This is a genomic window from Morganella sp. Je.2.23 (assembly GCF_051129855.1).
In the GTDB taxonomy this organism is placed as follows: domain Bacteria; phylum Pseudomonadota; class Gammaproteobacteria; order Enterobacterales; family Enterobacteriaceae; genus Morganella; species Morganella sibonii.
In genome coordinates this window covers 505,452-522,660 of sequence record NZ_JBCPSQ010000001.1, presented here as the reverse complement: position 1 = coordinate 522,660, position 17,209 = coordinate 505,452, and the positions used below count along the sequence as shown (strand labels likewise).

The 17,209-nt window shown below is 48.2% G+C and carries 17 protein-coding genes and 1 pseudogene; 12 read left to right on the top strand and 6 right to left on the bottom strand.

Annotation, left to right across the window (positions count from 1 at the left end; all coding sequences use genetic code 11):
• Positions 1–27: 27 nt before the first annotated feature.
• The 3 genes from trpS to AAZR23_RS02425 form a co-directional block, all read right to left on the bottom strand.
• Positions 28–1,041 (bottom strand): tryptophan--tRNA ligase, encoded by a 1,014-nt coding sequence (trpS, locus tag AAZR23_RS02435; RefSeq protein ID WP_434690334.1) that lies wholly within the window; start codon positions 1,039–1,041, stop codon positions 28–30.
• A 1,044-nt stretch (positions 1,042–2,085) separates the two neighbouring features.
• Positions 2,086–2,331: a GDCCVxC domain-containing (seleno)protein gene (locus AAZR23_RS02430; protein ID WP_166707431.1), complete on the bottom strand. Its 246-nt coding sequence runs from the start codon at positions 2,329–2,331 to the stop codon at positions 2,086–2,088.
• 259 nt (positions 2,332–2,590) lie between these two features.
• Positions 2,591–2,812 (bottom strand): hypothetical protein, encoded by a 222-nt coding sequence (locus AAZR23_RS02425; RefSeq protein ID WP_107678456.1) that lies wholly within the window; start codon positions 2,810–2,812, stop codon positions 2,591–2,593.
• An 806-nt stretch (positions 2,813–3,618) separates the two neighbouring features.
• On the opposite strand from AAZR23_RS02425, the gene AAZR23_RS02420 reads away from it, so the two are divergent.
• From AAZR23_RS02420 to AAZR23_RS02370, 11 genes are all read left to right on the top strand, one after another.
• Entirely contained in the window at positions 3,619–3,960 is a 342-nt protein-coding gene (locus AAZR23_RS02420; protein WP_434690330.1) for a helix-turn-helix domain-containing protein, read from the top strand.
• A gap of 166 nt (positions 3,961–4,126) precedes the next feature.
• Positions 4,127–4,672 (top strand): fimbrial protein, encoded by a 546-nt coding sequence (locus AAZR23_RS02415; RefSeq protein ID WP_218427922.1) that lies wholly within the window; start codon positions 4,127–4,129, stop codon positions 4,670–4,672.
• Between the two features lie 68 nt (positions 4,673–4,740).
• Complete coding sequence (locus AAZR23_RS02410) at positions 4,741–5,466, top strand: fimbrial biogenesis chaperone (RefSeq protein WP_218427920.1); 726 nt, start codon at positions 4,741–4,743, stop codon at positions 5,464–5,466.
• The gene (locus tag AAZR23_RS02405) at positions 5,450–6,001 is read left to right on the top strand and encodes a fimbrial protein (RefSeq protein ID WP_434690326.1); all 552 of its coding nucleotides are present in this window, start codon (positions 5,450–5,452) and stop codon (positions 5,999–6,001) included. The genes AAZR23_RS02410 and AAZR23_RS02405 overlap by 17 nt, the downstream gene beginning before the upstream one ends.
• 18 nt (positions 6,002–6,019) lie before the next feature.
• The gene (locus AAZR23_RS02400) at positions 6,020–6,598 is read left to right on the top strand and encodes a fimbrial protein (protein ID WP_166707428.1); all 579 of its coding nucleotides are present in this window, start codon (positions 6,020–6,022) and stop codon (positions 6,596–6,598) included.
• A gap of 42 nt (positions 6,599–6,640) precedes the next feature.
• Positions 6,641–7,222, top strand: a complete 582-nt coding sequence (locus AAZR23_RS02395; protein WP_080947958.1) for a fimbrial protein — start codon at positions 6,641–6,643, stop codon at positions 7,220–7,222.
• A 13-nt stretch (positions 7,223–7,235) separates the two neighbouring features.
• Positions 7,236–7,988, top strand: a complete 753-nt coding sequence (locus AAZR23_RS02390; RefSeq protein ID WP_434690321.1) for a fimbrial biogenesis chaperone — start codon at positions 7,236–7,238, stop codon at positions 7,986–7,988.
• Entirely contained in the window at positions 7,988–8,728 is a 741-nt protein-coding gene (locus tag AAZR23_RS02385; RefSeq protein WP_434690318.1) for a fimbrial biogenesis chaperone, read from the top strand. The genes AAZR23_RS02390 and AAZR23_RS02385 overlap by 1 nt, the downstream gene beginning before the upstream one ends.
• Positions 8,729–8,829: 101 nt before the next feature.
• Positions 8,830–11,538, top strand: a complete 2,709-nt coding sequence (locus AAZR23_RS02380; protein WP_434690315.1) for a fimbria/pilus outer membrane usher protein — start codon at positions 8,830–8,832, stop codon at positions 11,536–11,538.
• Between the two features lie 362 nt (positions 11,539–11,900).
• On the top strand, positions 11,901–12,695 hold the full coding sequence (locus tag AAZR23_RS02375) for a hypothetical protein (protein WP_166707424.1): 795 nt from the start codon (positions 11,901–11,903) through the stop codon (positions 12,693–12,695).
• Positions 12,696–12,700: 5 nt separating this feature from the next.
• Complete coding sequence (locus AAZR23_RS02370; protein ID WP_434690312.1) at positions 12,701–13,819, top strand: SPOR domain-containing protein; 1,119 nt, start codon at positions 12,701–12,703, stop codon at positions 13,817–13,819.
• Between the two features lie 85 nt (positions 13,820–13,904).
• On the opposite strand, the gene AAZR23_RS02365 is transcribed toward AAZR23_RS02370, so the two are convergent.
• A complete protein-coding gene (locus tag AAZR23_RS02365) occupies positions 13,905–14,798 on the bottom strand; it encodes a DMT family transporter (protein WP_434690308.1) in 894 nt (297 codons plus the stop codon).
• A gap of 120 nt (positions 14,799–14,918) precedes the next feature.
• On the opposite strand from AAZR23_RS02365, the gene AAZR23_RS02360 reads away from it, so the two are divergent.
• Complete coding sequence (locus AAZR23_RS02360; protein ID WP_434692369.1) at positions 14,919–15,122, top strand: SymE family type I addiction module toxin; 204 nt, start codon at positions 14,919–14,921, stop codon at positions 15,120–15,122.
• 59 nt (positions 15,123–15,181) lie between these two features.
• Here AAZR23_RS02360 and AAZR23_RS02355 read toward each other — a convergent pair whose 3' ends face one another.
• Entirely contained in the window at positions 15,182–15,667 is a 486-nt protein-coding gene (locus tag AAZR23_RS02355; protein ID WP_434690305.1) for an SMI1/KNR4 family protein, read from the bottom strand.
• Between the two features lie 18 nt (positions 15,668–15,685).
• Positions 15,686–16,459, bottom strand: a pseudogene (locus tag AAZR23_RS02350) (RHS repeat-associated core domain-containing protein); the annotation flags it as partial.
• Positions 16,460–17,209: the final 750 nt, after the last annotated feature.

The window sequence follows — 17,209 nt, the reverse complement described above, 5'->3', positions numbered from 1 at the left end:
TCCTGCCGAATCAGCATATTCTGTCAATCAGAAGAGCAGTAACCCCATACCCCTTTTCACCTGATCCAGTGTCTGCTGTGTCACTTCCCGCGCTTTTTCTGTTCCGCTGCGGATGACTGAGAGCAGATAAGGCTTATCCGCCATCAGACGTGCCCGCTCTTCGCGGACAGGTGCCAGCAGCGCCTGCAGACACTCATTCAGTACCGCTTTGCACTCTCTGTCACCTAATCCGCCTGCCTGATAGCGGATTTTCATCTCGGCCACCCGGGACGTATCCGGATGAAAGGCATCAAGATAAGCAAACACCACATTGCCCTCAATCCGGCCGGGATCGGACACCCGCAGATGCTGCGGATCCGTAAACATAGCATTGACGGCACGGGTCAGGTCATCCGCACTGACAGAGAGATTAATCGCATTACCCAGTGATTTTGACATTTTCCCGTTACCGTCAATTCCCGGCAGACGTCCGGTTTTACCGGTTTTCGCACGGCAGTGAACCAGTAATTCCGCCCCTGTGATGTTATTCACTTTACTGACAATTTCATTGGTTTGTTCAATCATCGGTAACTGGTCTTCCCCGACCGGCACCAAATCAGCTTTAAACGCGGTGATATCTGCCGCCTGACTGACCGGATAGATCAGAAACCCGGCAGGCAGTGTGCGGGAAAACTGCTTCTGAATAATTTCCTGTTTAACGGTCGGATTGCGCTCCAGCCGGGAAACGGTCACCAGATTGAGATACAGCAGCGTCAGCTCTGCCAGTGCAGGCAGCGCGGATTGCAGACAAATCACAGAAAGGCCGGGGTCGATTCCTGCCGCCAGATAATCCGCCGCCACATCATAAAAATAACGGTTTACCTTTTCCGGCTGCGCACCGTTATCCGTCAGTCCCTGCATATCGGCCATCAGAATATATTGTGTTGCTGTGTGCTGGAGAGTGACCCGCTGTTGCAGCGAGCCGGTATAGTGCCCGAGGTGTAATGGCCCGGTAATACGGTCGCCGGTCAGAATAACGGATCGGGTGTGATGAGCAGACATACGAATTCCTCTTTATAAAGTGATAAGAGGCCGCCGGGGTGAATGCAATATATCTGAAATAAAATCGCCGCACTCCGGCGGCGATTTTTGAAATTAAAACTGAATAACAAAACCGGCGCCGCACGTTGTGCGCCACCAGAAAGCATTGTGTGATAAACAGACTGCAATTTTATTATTCATCATGCAGACAATGTACAACCTTTATCGCTTATTGCCACTCTTTTTCTCTCCGCGACGGATATTTTCATTTCTGCTGTTTTTATTTACATACTTTATTCTTTGTCAGCACGAGCGGGGTAAAAATGACAAATCATGACAATAAATCAGTTTTCTTTCATTGAGTTACCGTCTTTATCCGGTAGAATCAGTCAATGAAAACCCATTATGATTTATCACCTCTTCCGGAGAATGTTTATCGGACCAGATTAAAGTTACGTTAAGGAGAATATATGTTTTTACTGACACTCGGATTTATTATCTTATCCTGTCTGTTTGCCACGGTTATGAGCCCGAAATGGGATGATTAAATGAACACAGACTTATTGTCTCTCTGAACGCCTTTCAGGAATATATCAATACTGAAAGGCGTTTTTATTGATACTGCTGCTCACTACGCCGTTCTCCTTCTCCCTCACATGATGACACACTTTTTGACGGATCATTTTTTGACTAATTCGCACAGCTTAACTATTCTTAAAATGTTACCACGCTGAAAGTAACACCTGACGCCTCTGAACCGGTTTCGTTTGTTCAGAGGCTTTTTTATCCCTCCGGGAAAAAGCACTACAAAAACTCGTCAACATATTGTATATACGAAGAAAATAACATTCGCACATCTCTTAACGACCTGATAAAAACAACTACGTGCAAATACTGTAAATAGCAGCAAGGGTGTTTTTGTTCTGTACTTCTCCGGATCAATGGCTATATTGATAAGCAGTTTTAATTAATTGATATTCACATTACTGGCCTGCTCCTGACCTTGCAGGCACTATTTCTGATATGATTTACCCGTACCCCATTTGTGCGGGTATTTTTTTATTCTCAGGATGACGGGCAACAACAGGATTTTTTTCCGGTTAACGCAGCTTCCTGTACCGGCGGGCAGGCAACGGTTCCGTATGAACAGAATACACAACAGTCACCCGGAAGCGGTTTTAATAATGTATGGCAGTGCTCACATTCATAAAACCACTGACAGGCGTTTACCGGCATCGTTTCTGTTTTTTCCGCACCACAAGCCGGACACCGCAGTGTCGATTGCAACTCAATTGCTGCTGAATTCCCCATTTCTTTAAGCCCCTGATTTTATCGTGACGTCGTATAAAACAACACGCTGTTCATCTGGTTTCACTGTAACGGCCTTGTGTTGTCTTTTTGTTTAGACTGCTGCCCTTATTATACATACATGAACTTTCCATTCTGTTCATGATTATCATACCTATATCCTTTCCGCCCGGTCACACTATGTGTCCGGGCTTTTTTTTTATTTTTCTTTTCTGTCCGCATAAAAAAAGGCCACCGCAGTGACCTTATGTATTATTCTGTATCAGAACGGGATTTTAATCATTCCGCCAATAAACTTCCCGATTATAAACGGAAAAATTCCGAAGCCCAGACCAATCCCGCCGCCGATAATCAATGTACCACCGGGTTTTACCGGAGTTACCGGTGTTACCGGCGGGGATACATTACCGGTGCCCGGACGAAATAAACCGGCTAACCCGCTGCCGCTGACAGCTTCACATTCACGAACAGATAATTCTTTCATACGGATATCCTTATCAATGAAATGAAATCGCATGATGACATACCGGATTTACAGATAAATATTACGATATGTCATTATCTATAGTCTGCTCTCTTTCAGCCTTAATCAAGCAATTCTTCTTTATGTCATGAAAAACAAACATTTGTCAGTATATATCATTATTTGCGTTAAATAATCTGTGGTCTTTTCTCTTATCCCGGCTGGCATGTTTCTTAACTAAGAATAATTATCATTAATTAACCATTAAATCTGAAACATATTTGTGGTTATTCTGAACAGCGCATTACGTTAATATGCTGCCGCTTTATTTCAGGAACAGTAAATTACTCGTTATATGCAATAAAGCCCAAAAGCCTGTCATACGCGTACAGACAATACCCGCATCCGCCTCCGCATAGTAACATTCCGATACATTTAGTCTGACTTTCATTGCCGTTATATGATATTTTATTAACATGGAGTATTTTTAGCATTTACACCTGTCTTTACTATCCTATATGCACAAAAACAGAACAATAAACCAATACAGTAAATGAGTATTTTTTTGATACAGATCAAAGAAAAATACTGAACACCATGAATAGTAACGCTTATTTACTATTTTACCAATATATGACCGGTTTATTCACATTTCTTCCATTCTTATTTTACACATATTACGACTATTGCATTAACAATTACCGTGAGTAAAATAAACATCGTCGCCACACAGATTATTTATATTGGTCAGGTACGGCATACTAATTAAATTACTTTTATTATTATTCCCGGATAACATTGTTTATCTGCTTATAAGGCACTTATTTATGCCCGTTAATAACAAACGAAATTCCGCTGCCATTAATCAGGCAGCCGGTGCTGTTATTCGTTCATTACGGAAAGAAAGAAATTTATCAGGCTATGACTTAGGTTGTTTAACCGGTTTAAGCCAGCAGCAGATCTCCCGCTATGAGCGCGGCAGCAACCATCTGACACTGAATCTGCTCATTGAGATATTACTTGCTCTGGATACGACACTGGACGAATTTTTGTATCAGATGAATATTCATTGCGGCTTTACTGACAGTAAGAACATGCTGTCAGTATTCAGAAAGGAACATAGTTTTAATTCATCGTTTAATGATGATAACACTATATTCCACAGCTGATATTTATCGCTGAATATCAGTAACATTATATTTGTTGTATAAAAGCTTCAATATAATTAAACAAAAAACGATGACAATAATATCATTTTATTCATTAAGAATAACTGATGAATATTTTGTCACGGATACTCTTTTATTTTTTATTACTATTCGATAGGAATTCAATATGACGTTCAAAACAAAATTACTTTCCGCTGCCCTGATCGCCGGCCTGTCTGCCACCAGCATGAATGCACTGGCGGCACCGTCAGCAGAAGTGACCTTACAGGGAATTCTGACGGATACCACCTGTGATGTGACCATCAACGGCGGCAAATCTGTCCTGAATGTTGGCGTGTTCAACACCAAAGTCGGTGGTGCGGATGCCGGATTCACCGCAGCCAATGCCATCACCACACAGCAGGCGGACATGCCGGTTACCCTGACCGGGTGTGCCAAAGGTGAAGCCGGTGACCTGATCATCCAGGGTATCACCTCTGTCGGTAACAATGAGCAGAGCGTGTTTGTTGCCCAGGATACCCAGACTGTCGGCTTTATGATTCAGGACAGCAGCGGTAAGACCGTCACTAACGGCAAAGGCGCTGCTGTTGCCCTGGATGCGGAAGAGACCAGCGCACAGTACACCTTCAAAGTCGGTATGGCGACCACCAACGCCACCCCGGCTGCCGGTTCTTACAGCGCACCGATCCTGGTTGCTTATATCGTTGACTGATAGCAGTCAGCCACGGCAGCGCGCTTCACCGCGCTGCCTTATCCCATTAATTATCTGACGGAAAACGCATGGAAAAATTTACCCTACTCAGACACGCAGTCAGCAGCCTGGTATTGCTCTCCGCGACCTCCGTTGCCGGGATAGCCATCGACAGCACCCGTATTATTTTTCAGGCGGCTGATGATACCACCGGCAAAAGTGTCGGTATCACCAGTTCATCCGGCTCACTGACGCCGTATCTGATCAAAACACAGATCCTGAAAACACCGGCCGGTGAGCAGGCGGATACCCCGTTTCTCGTCACGCCGTCACTGTTCCGTCTTGAGCCCGGCAGTACCAATCAAGTCCGGATTATGAAAAAAAATACCGCACTGCCGCAGGACAAAGAATCGGTATTTTATCTGCGTGCCATTGCGACACCGGCGGGTGAAAAAAACAATGCACAGCAGGAAAACCATATCGGCGGCACCGTACAGGTTTCATCCGGCAATATTATCAAATTATTTTACCGTCCTTCCGGGCTGAAAATGAAACCACAGCAGGCCATGCAGTCACTGCAGTTTTCTGCCGCCGGGAACGGATTACAGGTCACAAATCCGTCCCCGTATCACGTCACCCTGAAGTCCCTGACGGCCGGCGGACGCAAAGTCCCGCTGAGTATTAAAGCAGGCAATACCATGATCGCCCCGATGAGCAGCAATATCTATCCCGGCGCACCACATCAGGGCCGCGTGGAATGGAAAGCAATTAATGATTACGGGGGCACGGAGGTCTTTCATGGGCAGATCCGTTAACTGGTTACCGGGGCTGTGCCTGGCACTGTACTGCCTGTCTCCGGCGCTCCGGGCCGGAACAACCGAACTTTCCGCCGTTATTACCGATGATATCGGCTGCGGGATGAGCATTCCGTCCGTATTGCAGTTCACCCCTCAGCGCACCACGGATTTTCAGGGCGTACTGAAAACCCATGAAATCAAGAGATTACAGGCTGTATTCAGCTGTGTGGATAAGACAGGAAAACTGACACCGAAAATTACATTACAGGGCAACACCCCCTACAGCACCGATACCCTTTTTCTTGACGGTGCGCCCAACAGTGCCGGTTTTATGCTGCGTTTGTATGACGGTTCACAACCGTCTCTGAATGATTTTTACGACACCGGAAAGGCAATCGCCCGGGGTAAACAAATCGCTCTGACACCGCTGAATGCGGGAAACCATTTCCGGACAGAGGAGACATTCCTGGTCGGACTGGTCGGCCCGGTGGACGGCCCGGCGACCCCGGGAGAATTTTCGGCAGCCCTGATTTTTAATCTTATTTTTCAGTAAATTTTGAAGGTTCACACTATGTTATTTATCAGAAAACCTGTTTTTGCCTTTTTACTGCCGGTGATGATGAGTATGACAGCCGCAAACGGAGCGGTGGCGGCCACTTCCGCATCCACCGAATTCAAAGCGACCATTGTCGGCGGGGCCTGTGATATCACCGTTCCGGCCACCGTATCAGTGAATAAAGGGGCGGTGATCCCGTCAGAAGATATTATTGCCGGTAACAGCCCGGCGGAACCCTTCAACCTGAGACTGACCGGCTGCAAAGGCTATGGTCTGACACCGGAAATCACCCTTGAAGGGGATGTGGATAACACTTCCGGCATGCCGCTGTTCCTGACCAATACCAGCAGCACCAAAGGCTACGGTATTTTGCTGACCTTTGCCGGTAACAGCAATTTCAAAGCCAGTACCAACCTTGCCGCCGACCTGAAGCTGGCGGCTGCCAATAAAACCTGGTCAACCACGATGGCATCCGTGCTGAACGGCGACATTCCGTTAAACGCCTCTGTCAGCTGCGGCAGTTGTGCAGCAGATGCAGATATTCAGGGCGGTGAACTGAAAGCTAATGTCACCTTTAAATTTGCTTATAACTGACAGCCGCTGCGCATCAGTTTTTCCTGAAACCACGGGTTAACAATGAAAATAAATACTCTGTACAAAGCATTAGCCCTGACAGCAGGATTGCTCCCGGCGGCTTTTCAGACAGCGGAGGCGGGCAGCCTCACACAGACGATTAATTTTAATGCCACATTTTACGGCGGCAGCTGTGAAATTACCGCGCCGGCTCAGTTGCCTTATAACAACGGTAACCCGCTTCCGGATGACCTGATTACCGGTGATCAGCGTTACCGCCAGTTCAGCATCACACTGGCCGGTTGTCAGGGCTACTTTATGGCACCCAAAATCGCTGTTACCGGCAATACCATTACCACCAGCGACGGTGTGAAATTATTTGCCGATGCAACCAGTACCTCAAAAGGTTACGGCGTGCGCCTGGCGACAGACGGCAATACCCGTTTTAACGCCAACAGTAATGCGGCAGTCACCGGTACTATCAGTGCCAAAAACTGGCCGGCAGACGGCAGTAACAACGTCACATCGTTAAACGGCCCGCTGGAATTCAGAGGCTATCTCTCCTGCGGGGCCTGCACACCCGGCGCCGGATTACAGGGTGGCGAGCTCAAAGCCACAGTGACATTCACTTTTTTATATAACTGATCCCGGAGCGGCTATGCAACATTCACTTTTATCCCGCACATTTTTACCGGTGGCTGCATGTATTCTGCTGTCACTGCTCTCTGCAGCACAGGCAGCAGAAGGTGGTCTGCGTCTGGCGCAAACCCGCGTTATTTTTAATGCGGACAACAAAAATGCCGCTGCTGTTATCAAAAACAACAGTCAGCAGGTTTATCTGATCAAAGCCGGTGTGATGAATACCCCGGAAGGCAATAACCCGGCATTACCCGCCGCACCGTTTATGGTGACACCACCGATGTATCGTCTGGAAAAAGAGAGCCAGAGCACCGCCCTGGTTGTCCGTAACGGCACCGCACAATTACCGCCGGACAGAGAATCCGTCTTCTGGCTGAGCTTTCTCGCCATCCCCGCTGTCAGCAAAAATGGTGAGACGCCGGACAATATGACCAGCGCACAGGTGTCTGTCGGTATCCGCAATGTGATTAAGTTGTTTTACCGTCCTGCCGGGCTCTCCCCTTCTTTTGAACAGGCACAGGAAAAGCTGACATTCCGCCGTGAGGGTCGCAGTGTCTCGGTGAATAATCCCACCCCTTATTACCTGACACTGGCGGCACTGTCATTCAATGGCAAAGATGTCAGTCTTCAGGATCACAATCCGATGATAGCGCCGTTTTCTTCTGCGGTTTTCCCGGCAGAAGGGACAGTATCACAGGCTCAGTGGGCGGTGATCACCGATTACGGTGATATAGGACAAATACACACTGCCGCTGTCAGTGCAGGAGAATAATGATGATCCGCCGCTGCCTTCTGAATACTGCCGCATTGCTGTTTGCCGTGACTGCCGCACAGGCAGGAAACCTGTCGCAGGGACAGGATGGGATCACGCTCAGCAATACGCGGGTTATCTATCCGGGCGATGCCCGTAACGGTATCACTTACACGCTGACTAATAACACACCACGCCCGTATCTGCTGCAATCCCGGGTACTGCCGTACGGTGACAGCACACCGGAAGATGGGACCGGGGAAGCGGAAAAAATGCCCTTTATTGTGCTGCCGCCATTAACCCGTTTTGAACCGGATACTGCGCTGACCTTGCGTATCCGCCTGACTCAGAATGCATTACCGCAGGATCGGGAATCTGTGTTTACGCTGGCACTGAATGCCATTCCGGCACAAACAGAAACCGGTGAGCAAACCCGGCTGATCATGAGCACCCAGAACAATCTGAAGCTGTTTTACCGCCCTGCCGGTCTGCCGCCGGCGGATGAAGCAGTGCTTGCGGAGCAGCCGGTATTCCGGCGCAACGGTAATACGCTGACAGTGAAAAATCCGTCACCGTTTTATATCACGTTCAGTTCTCTGTCAGCCGGAAACACGGATATTGACCTGCGTAATGCCCGGATGGTCGCGCCTTTTTCAGAACAGTCATGGCCGTTACCTGCCGGTGCCGCCGGTGATCTCCGCTGGCAGCTGATAACAGATGACGGAAGGCCCGGCAAAACCGTCACCCGCCCTGCCGGCTGACCATATACAACAATAAAAACAGATGATAACCCCGTTTCTGATGAAACGGGAGGAGCCCTGCATCCGCAGGCCAGAGGAAGTCGATGAAAATACCTCATAATATGAATAACATAACATCACAGCGCCCGTTTTTCCGTTACCGCCCGCTGGCATGGCTGCTGCTTGCGGCTACAACGCCGGTGATGGCGGATGATTATTTTGACCCCGGTTTTCTGAATATTGCCGGAGATAATTCAGATGTTGATTTATCTGCATTTTCTCAGGCCGGCAGTGTGGCGGAAGGTGAATATACGGTTTCCGTTTTTGTTAACCAGCAGGATACCGGACAGTACACACTTAATTTCGTTAAAAATGCACAGGGGCAGATTGCACCGGAAATAACCCCTGCTCAGCTGGAAACCTGGGGAGTGAATGTTCCGCAGGTTCCGGAATTAAAACATCTGCCGAAAGATCTGCCGCTGACCGATTTAGACACGCTGATCCCGGATGCATCCGCTCGCCTTGAGCTCGGGCGCCTGCGTCTGGATCTCAGTATTCCTCAGGTTGCCATGCAGCCCGCACTCAGCCGCAATGCCGACCCCGCATTATGGGATAACGGTATTCCTGCACTGATGATGAACTACAACCTCAGTGCCGGACGGACAACCAACAGCTATAACGAAGGTCTGAAAACCCGCAGCGATAACCTGTTTGCCTCTGTCCGCGCCGGTGCCAACGCCGGACCATGGCGTCTGCGCAGCACCATCACGCATACCCGTTTTGAATACAGCGGCGGGCGTAATGAATCCGCCGGCAGCCAGAGCCGGACCACCTTTACCAATACCTATCTGATGCGGGATATCCGGCCGCTGCGTTCCTCGTTACAACTCGGGGAAACCAGCACCGGCAGTGATGTGTTTGACGGCTTTTCCTTCCGTGGTCTGAAACTCAGTTCCAATGAACAGATGCTGCCAAGCCAGATACGCGGCTATGCCCCGGCAGTCAGCGGTGTGGCGAACAGTAACGCCCGTGTCACTGTCCGCCAGAACGGTAACATTATTTATGAAACCTATGTCGCACCGGGGGCGTTTTATATCAATGACATCCAGCAGGCAGGGTTATCCGGTGACTATGATGTCACGGTAACCGAAGCGGACGGCACAGAGCGCCAGTTCGTGGTGCCTTACTCTTCCCTGCCGGTCATGTTACGCCCCGGCGGATGGAAATATGAGGTGGCAGCCGGACGCTATGACGGCAATATCACCACCAGCTCACGCCGTTCTGATTTTATCACCGGCACCCTGATCTACGGGCTGCACAATAATGTCACGCTCTTCGGCGGTGCATTGCTGGCAAAAGATTATCAGGCACTGAATGCAGGCACCGGAGTATCAATCGGTGATTTCGGGGCGGTATCCGCAGATGTCACCCATTCAACCGCAAAATTTACCAGTGAAAATCATCAGAATGATGAACGAAAAACCGGCCAGTCATACCGTATCCGTTACTCGAAAAGTATGATGTCAACCGGCACATCGGTGGATTTAACGGCGCTGCGCTATTCAACTGAACACTTCTATAACTTCAGTGAATTCAACAGCCAGGGATACCGTCTTGAGGAAGGCGTCAGTCCGTGGACCTTACAGCGCCGCCGTACCAGTTTCCAGACTCAGCTCAGTCAGCAGATGGGGCAGTATGGTTCCCTGCACTTTCGCGCCAACCGGGATGACTACTGGGGAAGTGACCGCACACTGACCGGGTTATCGCTGGGCTACAGTAACAGCATTAAAGGCGTCAGTTACGGCGTTAACTACAATATCGACCGGGTAAAAGATAATAACAATCACTGGCCGGAAAACCGTCAGTTATCCCTGAGTGTCAGCGTGCCGTTCAGTCTGTTCAGTTACGGGCAGAATATGCAGTCCATGTACGCCACCTATTCGGTCACTCATGACAATACCGGCAGAACTCAGAACAACACCGGCCTGAGCGGCAGCCTGGCGGACGGCCGGTTCTCGTACGGTGCATCACAGAATTGGGGAAATAAAAATCAGGTTGCCAACACCAGCCTTAATACCGGCTGGCAGGGTGACAAAGGCAGTATCAGTGCCGGTTACAGCTACAGTGATTCAACACAGGCCCTGAATATGAATGCCTCCGGTGGTGTGCTTGTACATCCGGAAGGGATAACGTTCAGCCGTTCAATGGGGGATTCCGTGGCACTGGTCAGTGCGCCGGGTGCCGAGGGTGTCAGTGTGAACGGCGGCAGTGCCGTCACCGACAGCCGGGGTTATGCAGTCGCACCTTATTTGTCTGATTACAACAAAAACAGCATCGGACTGGATCCGGCAACGCTGCCGGAAAATGTGGATCTGGTGCAATCCAACGTCAACGTTTACCCGACTCAGGGGGCCGTGGTGAAAGCTGATTTTGCCACCCGTGTGGGCTACCAGGTATTAATGACGCTGAAACAGGGTACCAAAAGTGTTCCGTTCGGTGCCATTGCCACCCTGATCGACAGCCATTCCGGCGAGGCGATCAGCGGCATTACCGGTGATGCCGGTCAGGTGTATCTCACCGGCCTGCCGGAAACCGGGAAATTACAGGTGAAGTGGGGAGAAACAGCGGCACAGCAATGTCAGATCAGTTTCGATCTGCGTCATCTGACCACCAGCGACGATATGCCTGTCCGCCAGGTGACGTATCAGTGTGCGGGCGGGGGTGCGGAGGGTGAACACATTATGGAAACACCTGTCTCCGCTGACAGTGAACCGGCAAAAATACCCTCAGCAGAGATACCTGTGAAATCACGTTGGTTACAAACGCAGTAACCTGACGGCTGTCAAAACTACCCACTATTTAATTTACGGACAACAACCATATGAAAATGAATAAAAATTTTCGTTTTATTAATCTGCTTAATCATAAGAACATACCAATCATTGCCGGAGTTTCATTCTTATTAGCATCAGTAACCTGCTTTGGTGCCTATACCATCAGGCCGGGGAGCCAGATTCAGATACCGGTTAATGTCGTCCAGAATAACAGAAATTATCCCGGAGGCCTGGGGGGGCAAATGAATGGCCCTATGTGGGGAGCTATAGTACCGGCAACCGGCACAATTCCCGGATGTGAAAAACCAGCCGGATATTCATTTGGCTGGTCAAGCGATAATAAAATATACGGACTTGTTTTGGCTGATGATGTCATCCTTGGTTTTACCGGAACTGGTTACAACAGCCCATACACATACAGAGGCAACGGGAACACAATATACGGAGAGTGGGCTGTTAATGCATCTACCGGAAAAACAACTTACGGTGGTGCGGCAAAAGCATGCAGTCTGAATAGCTGGGGAGGATACGAAGTCGGTCAACTGAATGTCGATGGTACAGGAACAGCCAGAGTCAGTGGCAATCTTATTGCTTATGCAGGCCCTAAAGCTCAGCCGGGAAGTTATCCCGTATCATTAATTCTGGTAACCGGTGATTTTCAGAATAAAAATACTCAGGTTTTTAACAATACTATTCTTGTGGAAAAGCCTTTACGTAAGTGTACAGTCAGTACAGACAACACCATCACCTTCCCGGCGGTGGATATTACAGATGCTGTCAACGCAAAAGCACTGGCAAATAAAGCAGGTAACTTTACTATTACCTGTGACGATACAACCAATGCCCCTGTTACGGTGGAAATGCAGGGACTCAAAGGACGGTATACCGATACCATGGCACTGACCATGACTGACGGCACAAATGCACCGGCCGAAGTCCGCGGATTTATCGGTTCTGATATCCCGCTTGGCGGTGAATGTAATGGCCGTCTTAACGGATATACCGGCATCGTTTATTTCATTCCGAATGCCGGACTGGAAAAAATGCCGTTCAAACCGGGGTCATATAAATATAACTGGGTACTGTGCAGTACCGGTGCATATAAAACCGGCAAAGCCACCGGTTCCGCTAAAATGGTTGTCAGCTGGGATTAATCGTGATGCCTGTATATTCTCCGCTTGTCCCGGCCGGGCTATGCCATTGTATAGCTGCAGCCATATTATCGCTGGCTGTATTACCGGCAGTTTCCGGTGCCGCTGACAATAACGCCGGAACAATACATGATCTCGGTGTTCAGTATATTAACGGCGATGGTCTCCCCGCCGATGCAGAAAAAGGGCGTTATCATATTCACCGCGCCGCCCTTCTGCATTTTCCGCAGGCGCAATATCATCTGGGGATTTTATTTTATACCGGGGAAGGCGGTGACAAAAATACCGCCTGTGCCCGCTGGTGGCTGGGAAAATCCGCACTTGCCGGTGGTGATATTAATATTATGGCACAGCAGGTACTGGCCGATATTTATCAGGAAATAACGGACAATCCTGCTGAACATATATTACTGACTCAGCCGACGGATATTACCCGTTGTGAAAAATTACCGGAGCGCACCGCTGCAAAAATGGCTGTTCAGGCTGTACAGCAGATTGTTTCCACCGCAGAAGCCCTTCCGGTTACTCCGCCTTTTCTGGCCCGGATGAAACAGTTTACCCGGCTGTCAGACCATCTGACAGACTTACTGGTAACACGGTTCCCGCCGCTCTGGTCTGTACTCTCCGCACCGCCGGTAACGGATGAAATGACCATTACAATTATTCCGCCGGTTAAAACAGAACAGGAAACCACAGCACCGGTTATCCCCCCGGAACCGCCGGTCGTCATCACCATTTATCCGTCTGAAACGGTTATTCCGGATAGTCTTATCAGTCCCTCTGTACCGGATAGCCACGCAGCTCCGCGCAGAGAGAACAAAAACGTACGCCCGGCATCACGCAATACCGGCCAGAATCTGCGTACCGCTCCGGCGCATCACTACACATTACAACTCAGCAGTGCCGCAACACCTGACGGCCTGTATCAGTCAGCCCGCCGTCATAAATTATCAAATTATCTGGTGTATGAAACTGTCCGCCATGGCCGCCAATGGTATGTGCTGGTTTACGGTGATTATCCTGATTTGTCATCGGCAAAATCAGCATTACACTCACTGCCACCAGCCTTTTATAACAATAAGCCCTGGGTACGCAGCCTGAAACAGGTTCAGCGTGAATTACCCTGACCGGTCATAATACCGGTTTTCTTACCGGTATTATGACATCGCGTACTATTTATACAGATGAAGGGGCGCATTTCAATATATCTATTTATTTCCTCGCAGAAGAGCAAAAGTAAATCCCGGATATAATTAAGAGTCCGCTTAAAAAATGATAACTGTGTAATTTTTCACTGAGGAAAAGCACGCCAAAGAAACCACCACTCAGCGGGATCAGGTGAGAGAAAATCTCCCCTCTTGTTGCGCCTATAGTCAGTATGCCTTTATTCCACAACAGATATGAGAGCCATGACGGAAAAATAACCAGATAAGCAAGCCCGGATATAAACAGTGGTGACGCATAATTCCCCACATTACTGATCTGAAAATCATGTGAAAACAGATAAATAATCAGTATCGGCAACATCATCAGGCTGCCGGTCACCGAGCTGATAGCCACAAAGGCATTACCGTTCACCTCACGGGGCTTCAGCCTTAAAAAAGCGCAATATAACGCCCAGCTGATGGCCGATCCCAGCGCCCACAAATCCCCTTTATTCAGATGACTGATGACTTTTGCGAAATTCAGGTCACCTTTAAATATCAGATAAATCACACCAAGCGTACTCAGTAATACGCCAATATAATTTTTACCCTGAATTTTTTCTTTAAATATCAGCGCATTTATCAGTAAAACAATTGATGGTGTTGCAGACATATAAATGGCGGCATTAAGTGCCGTAGTATATTGCAGGCCGATATACAGTGTGACCGGGAATAAAACCTGTCCGCATAGCGACAGAAACAAAATAATCCCTTTCGCCTTTTTCATAAATGCCCACTGCTGTTTCACCTGACTGAAATACAGCGTCATCAGTAAAACAGCGGTCACCAGCCAGCGAAGTTGCGATAAAATAACCGGGTCGGCCTCTGATACCAAAAGATGCCCGACAACATAGTTCCCGCCCCAGAAACACGCCGCCAGCGTCAAGAATAAATAAGGCATATCCTGCTCCCCGTTTGGTCAGTATTTATCCGACCGTAGCATGGCATCCACCGTGCAGGCTTGCTATTTGTCAAAATATTTATAGATATTTAAAATAATGTTTAGTGAATGTGACTTTGCCTGCCTGCGATTACCTTAAAAAGGCACTGGCTGAAAGCGGCAGGTTTTGAGACCGATTTCACATTTAAGGTGAAGATTTTAAACGGCTGTTTGGTATTAATACCGGACAGTGAGGATATCCGGACGATTAAGAAACAAAATCAGCAGCAACAAGCCCAGATCGCTGCGTTTAAGCTTAAGGTTAAGGCGCTGATCGGGGAGTGATAACATATCAAAATAAAGCAGTACACTCACAATAAATGTACTGCTTTGAAATATATGTTTCAGTCCAATTCATTTTCATTAATGAGGTGATCAATAAAATCACCGAAAGAATGTGTCAAATATCTTTGCGCATATTTATGATTATCTTCTAAACTTAATTCATCATCAAATGAATCTACAGAGTAGAAAACAATACTATTGTCGTTTTTATTTACACAGAAAAAATTTCCGCCCCAATCAATACCAAACGGTATTAAATTATCAGGGATCACAGCCTTCATTAACATATTGAAATAGCAACACTCTATTAAAGAATTATCTGAACCACCAGAAACCTCATTATACTTAAATGACTTAAATCTAGAAATTTCAATAGGTTCAAACTCATCATCACTACACCACCAACTATTTGAAGGTGTGCCACCATTAAACTGTAGATAATGCTCTATAAATATATCTTCAAAATTGTAATTTAACTTTCTTTCTATTTCATCAATGTCAGATTTTGTAACGCTTTTTTCGCAATTGATAAAAAAATTATTCATATACAGCATCCTTATATTCTAGCACTTACCTTTCAATGCTTTTGGTACTCGACCTTTTAACCATCCTTTGGTGTGTGATTTTTCTACTGCATCAGCAGTACCATATTTCACATCAAAGTGCTTTTCAAATTGGGATACAGAACCACCGTGCGGGAATGTTGCTTCATGCGCAGAGGTCTTAACCAACTGCATAGTTGTTTTTCCTGTTTTTGGATCAAAGTCGTCATAATGATGCCATGTATAATTCGCTGCATCAGCTTTTGATATACCAGCGGCTTTAAATGCCTCTGCAAAATCTCGGCTACGAGAACCTTGCATTGTTATCGATACAATATTTTTCTGATTACCTGTTGTTGGAAATAAATCAGGACTACCCGTAAAGTCCACACCTGAATATCTTGATAACCCCCACGGATCAACCCAACTCAACGGATTTGGCGCATACTGATACAGATTCAACCCGCCCAGCAGCCCTATCGGGTCCTGCTGGGTAAATCGTCCCGTATCCGGGGCGTAGTACCGGAAAGTATTATAGTGCAGTCCGGAATACTCGTATCATCCTGATACTCGCCCTACGGGTCAGCGCAAGCGCTGCTCAAATTTGTTCCCGACAAATTTGTCTCTGTCGAAATATTGACCCTGAAAACGTAAATTCTGCTGACCCCGGAATCCCGCTACCGGGTGTTGTTCCCGTTTTAATTTACCCCACAGGCTGTAGTCGCCGTGCCAGATTATACGTCCCTGACTGTCCGTCAGTTCTTCCGGCAGGCCGTTCAGTGCAACGTGGTAATAACTGATATCCGTTGTCTGTTTTTCCGGATGATCAAAGCTTTCTATCCGTGCCAGCGGGTTGTAGCTGCCGCTGTTATAGACGTAATGTAAGGTCAGATGTGCGGATTTACTGCTTTTCTCTGCTGCCAGCCGCAGGCCGTTCCAGCAGAACTGCACCGTTTCTTCCGGTGCCCGGTTTTCCGGGGGCTGCTTCAGCCGCTGTGCCTGTGCGGACTGCCAGACCCGTTTGCCGGTTCTTCGCCCGAGGATGTCGTACTCATATTCCGCCCGCTGGTGCCCCTGAGGGTCATGTTCAAAGGTCACCGCGGTAATACGGTGCTCCGCATCATAGTGATAATGCTGGCATACCGCGCTGTCACGCACCCGGCGCTGCGCCATTCGGCCGAAGCCGTCATACGTGTAATCGTATTCCTCACTGGTGGTGACCTGGTTATTAAATACCACCTGCCGCTGATGCCCCAGCAGGTTCGCCGCTTCGTCATACAGAAACAGCTCTTCACTGAACCCGTTCAGACGCCGGGTCAGCTGCCCAAGCGGATCATAACGGTAGGTTTCATACTGCCAGTGACCCTGAGTGGCCGGGGAATCGGTCTGTCCGTAACTGACGCTGCGCTCCGTCAGATTATTGTGCTTATCCCAGGTATAACGCTTATCAATGGTTGCCGCCGTGACCCGCGTACTGTTCGCCAGCCTGGCTATCTGTGCGGTGATACGCCCGCTGCTGTCATACTCCGTCCGCTGATCAAGTCC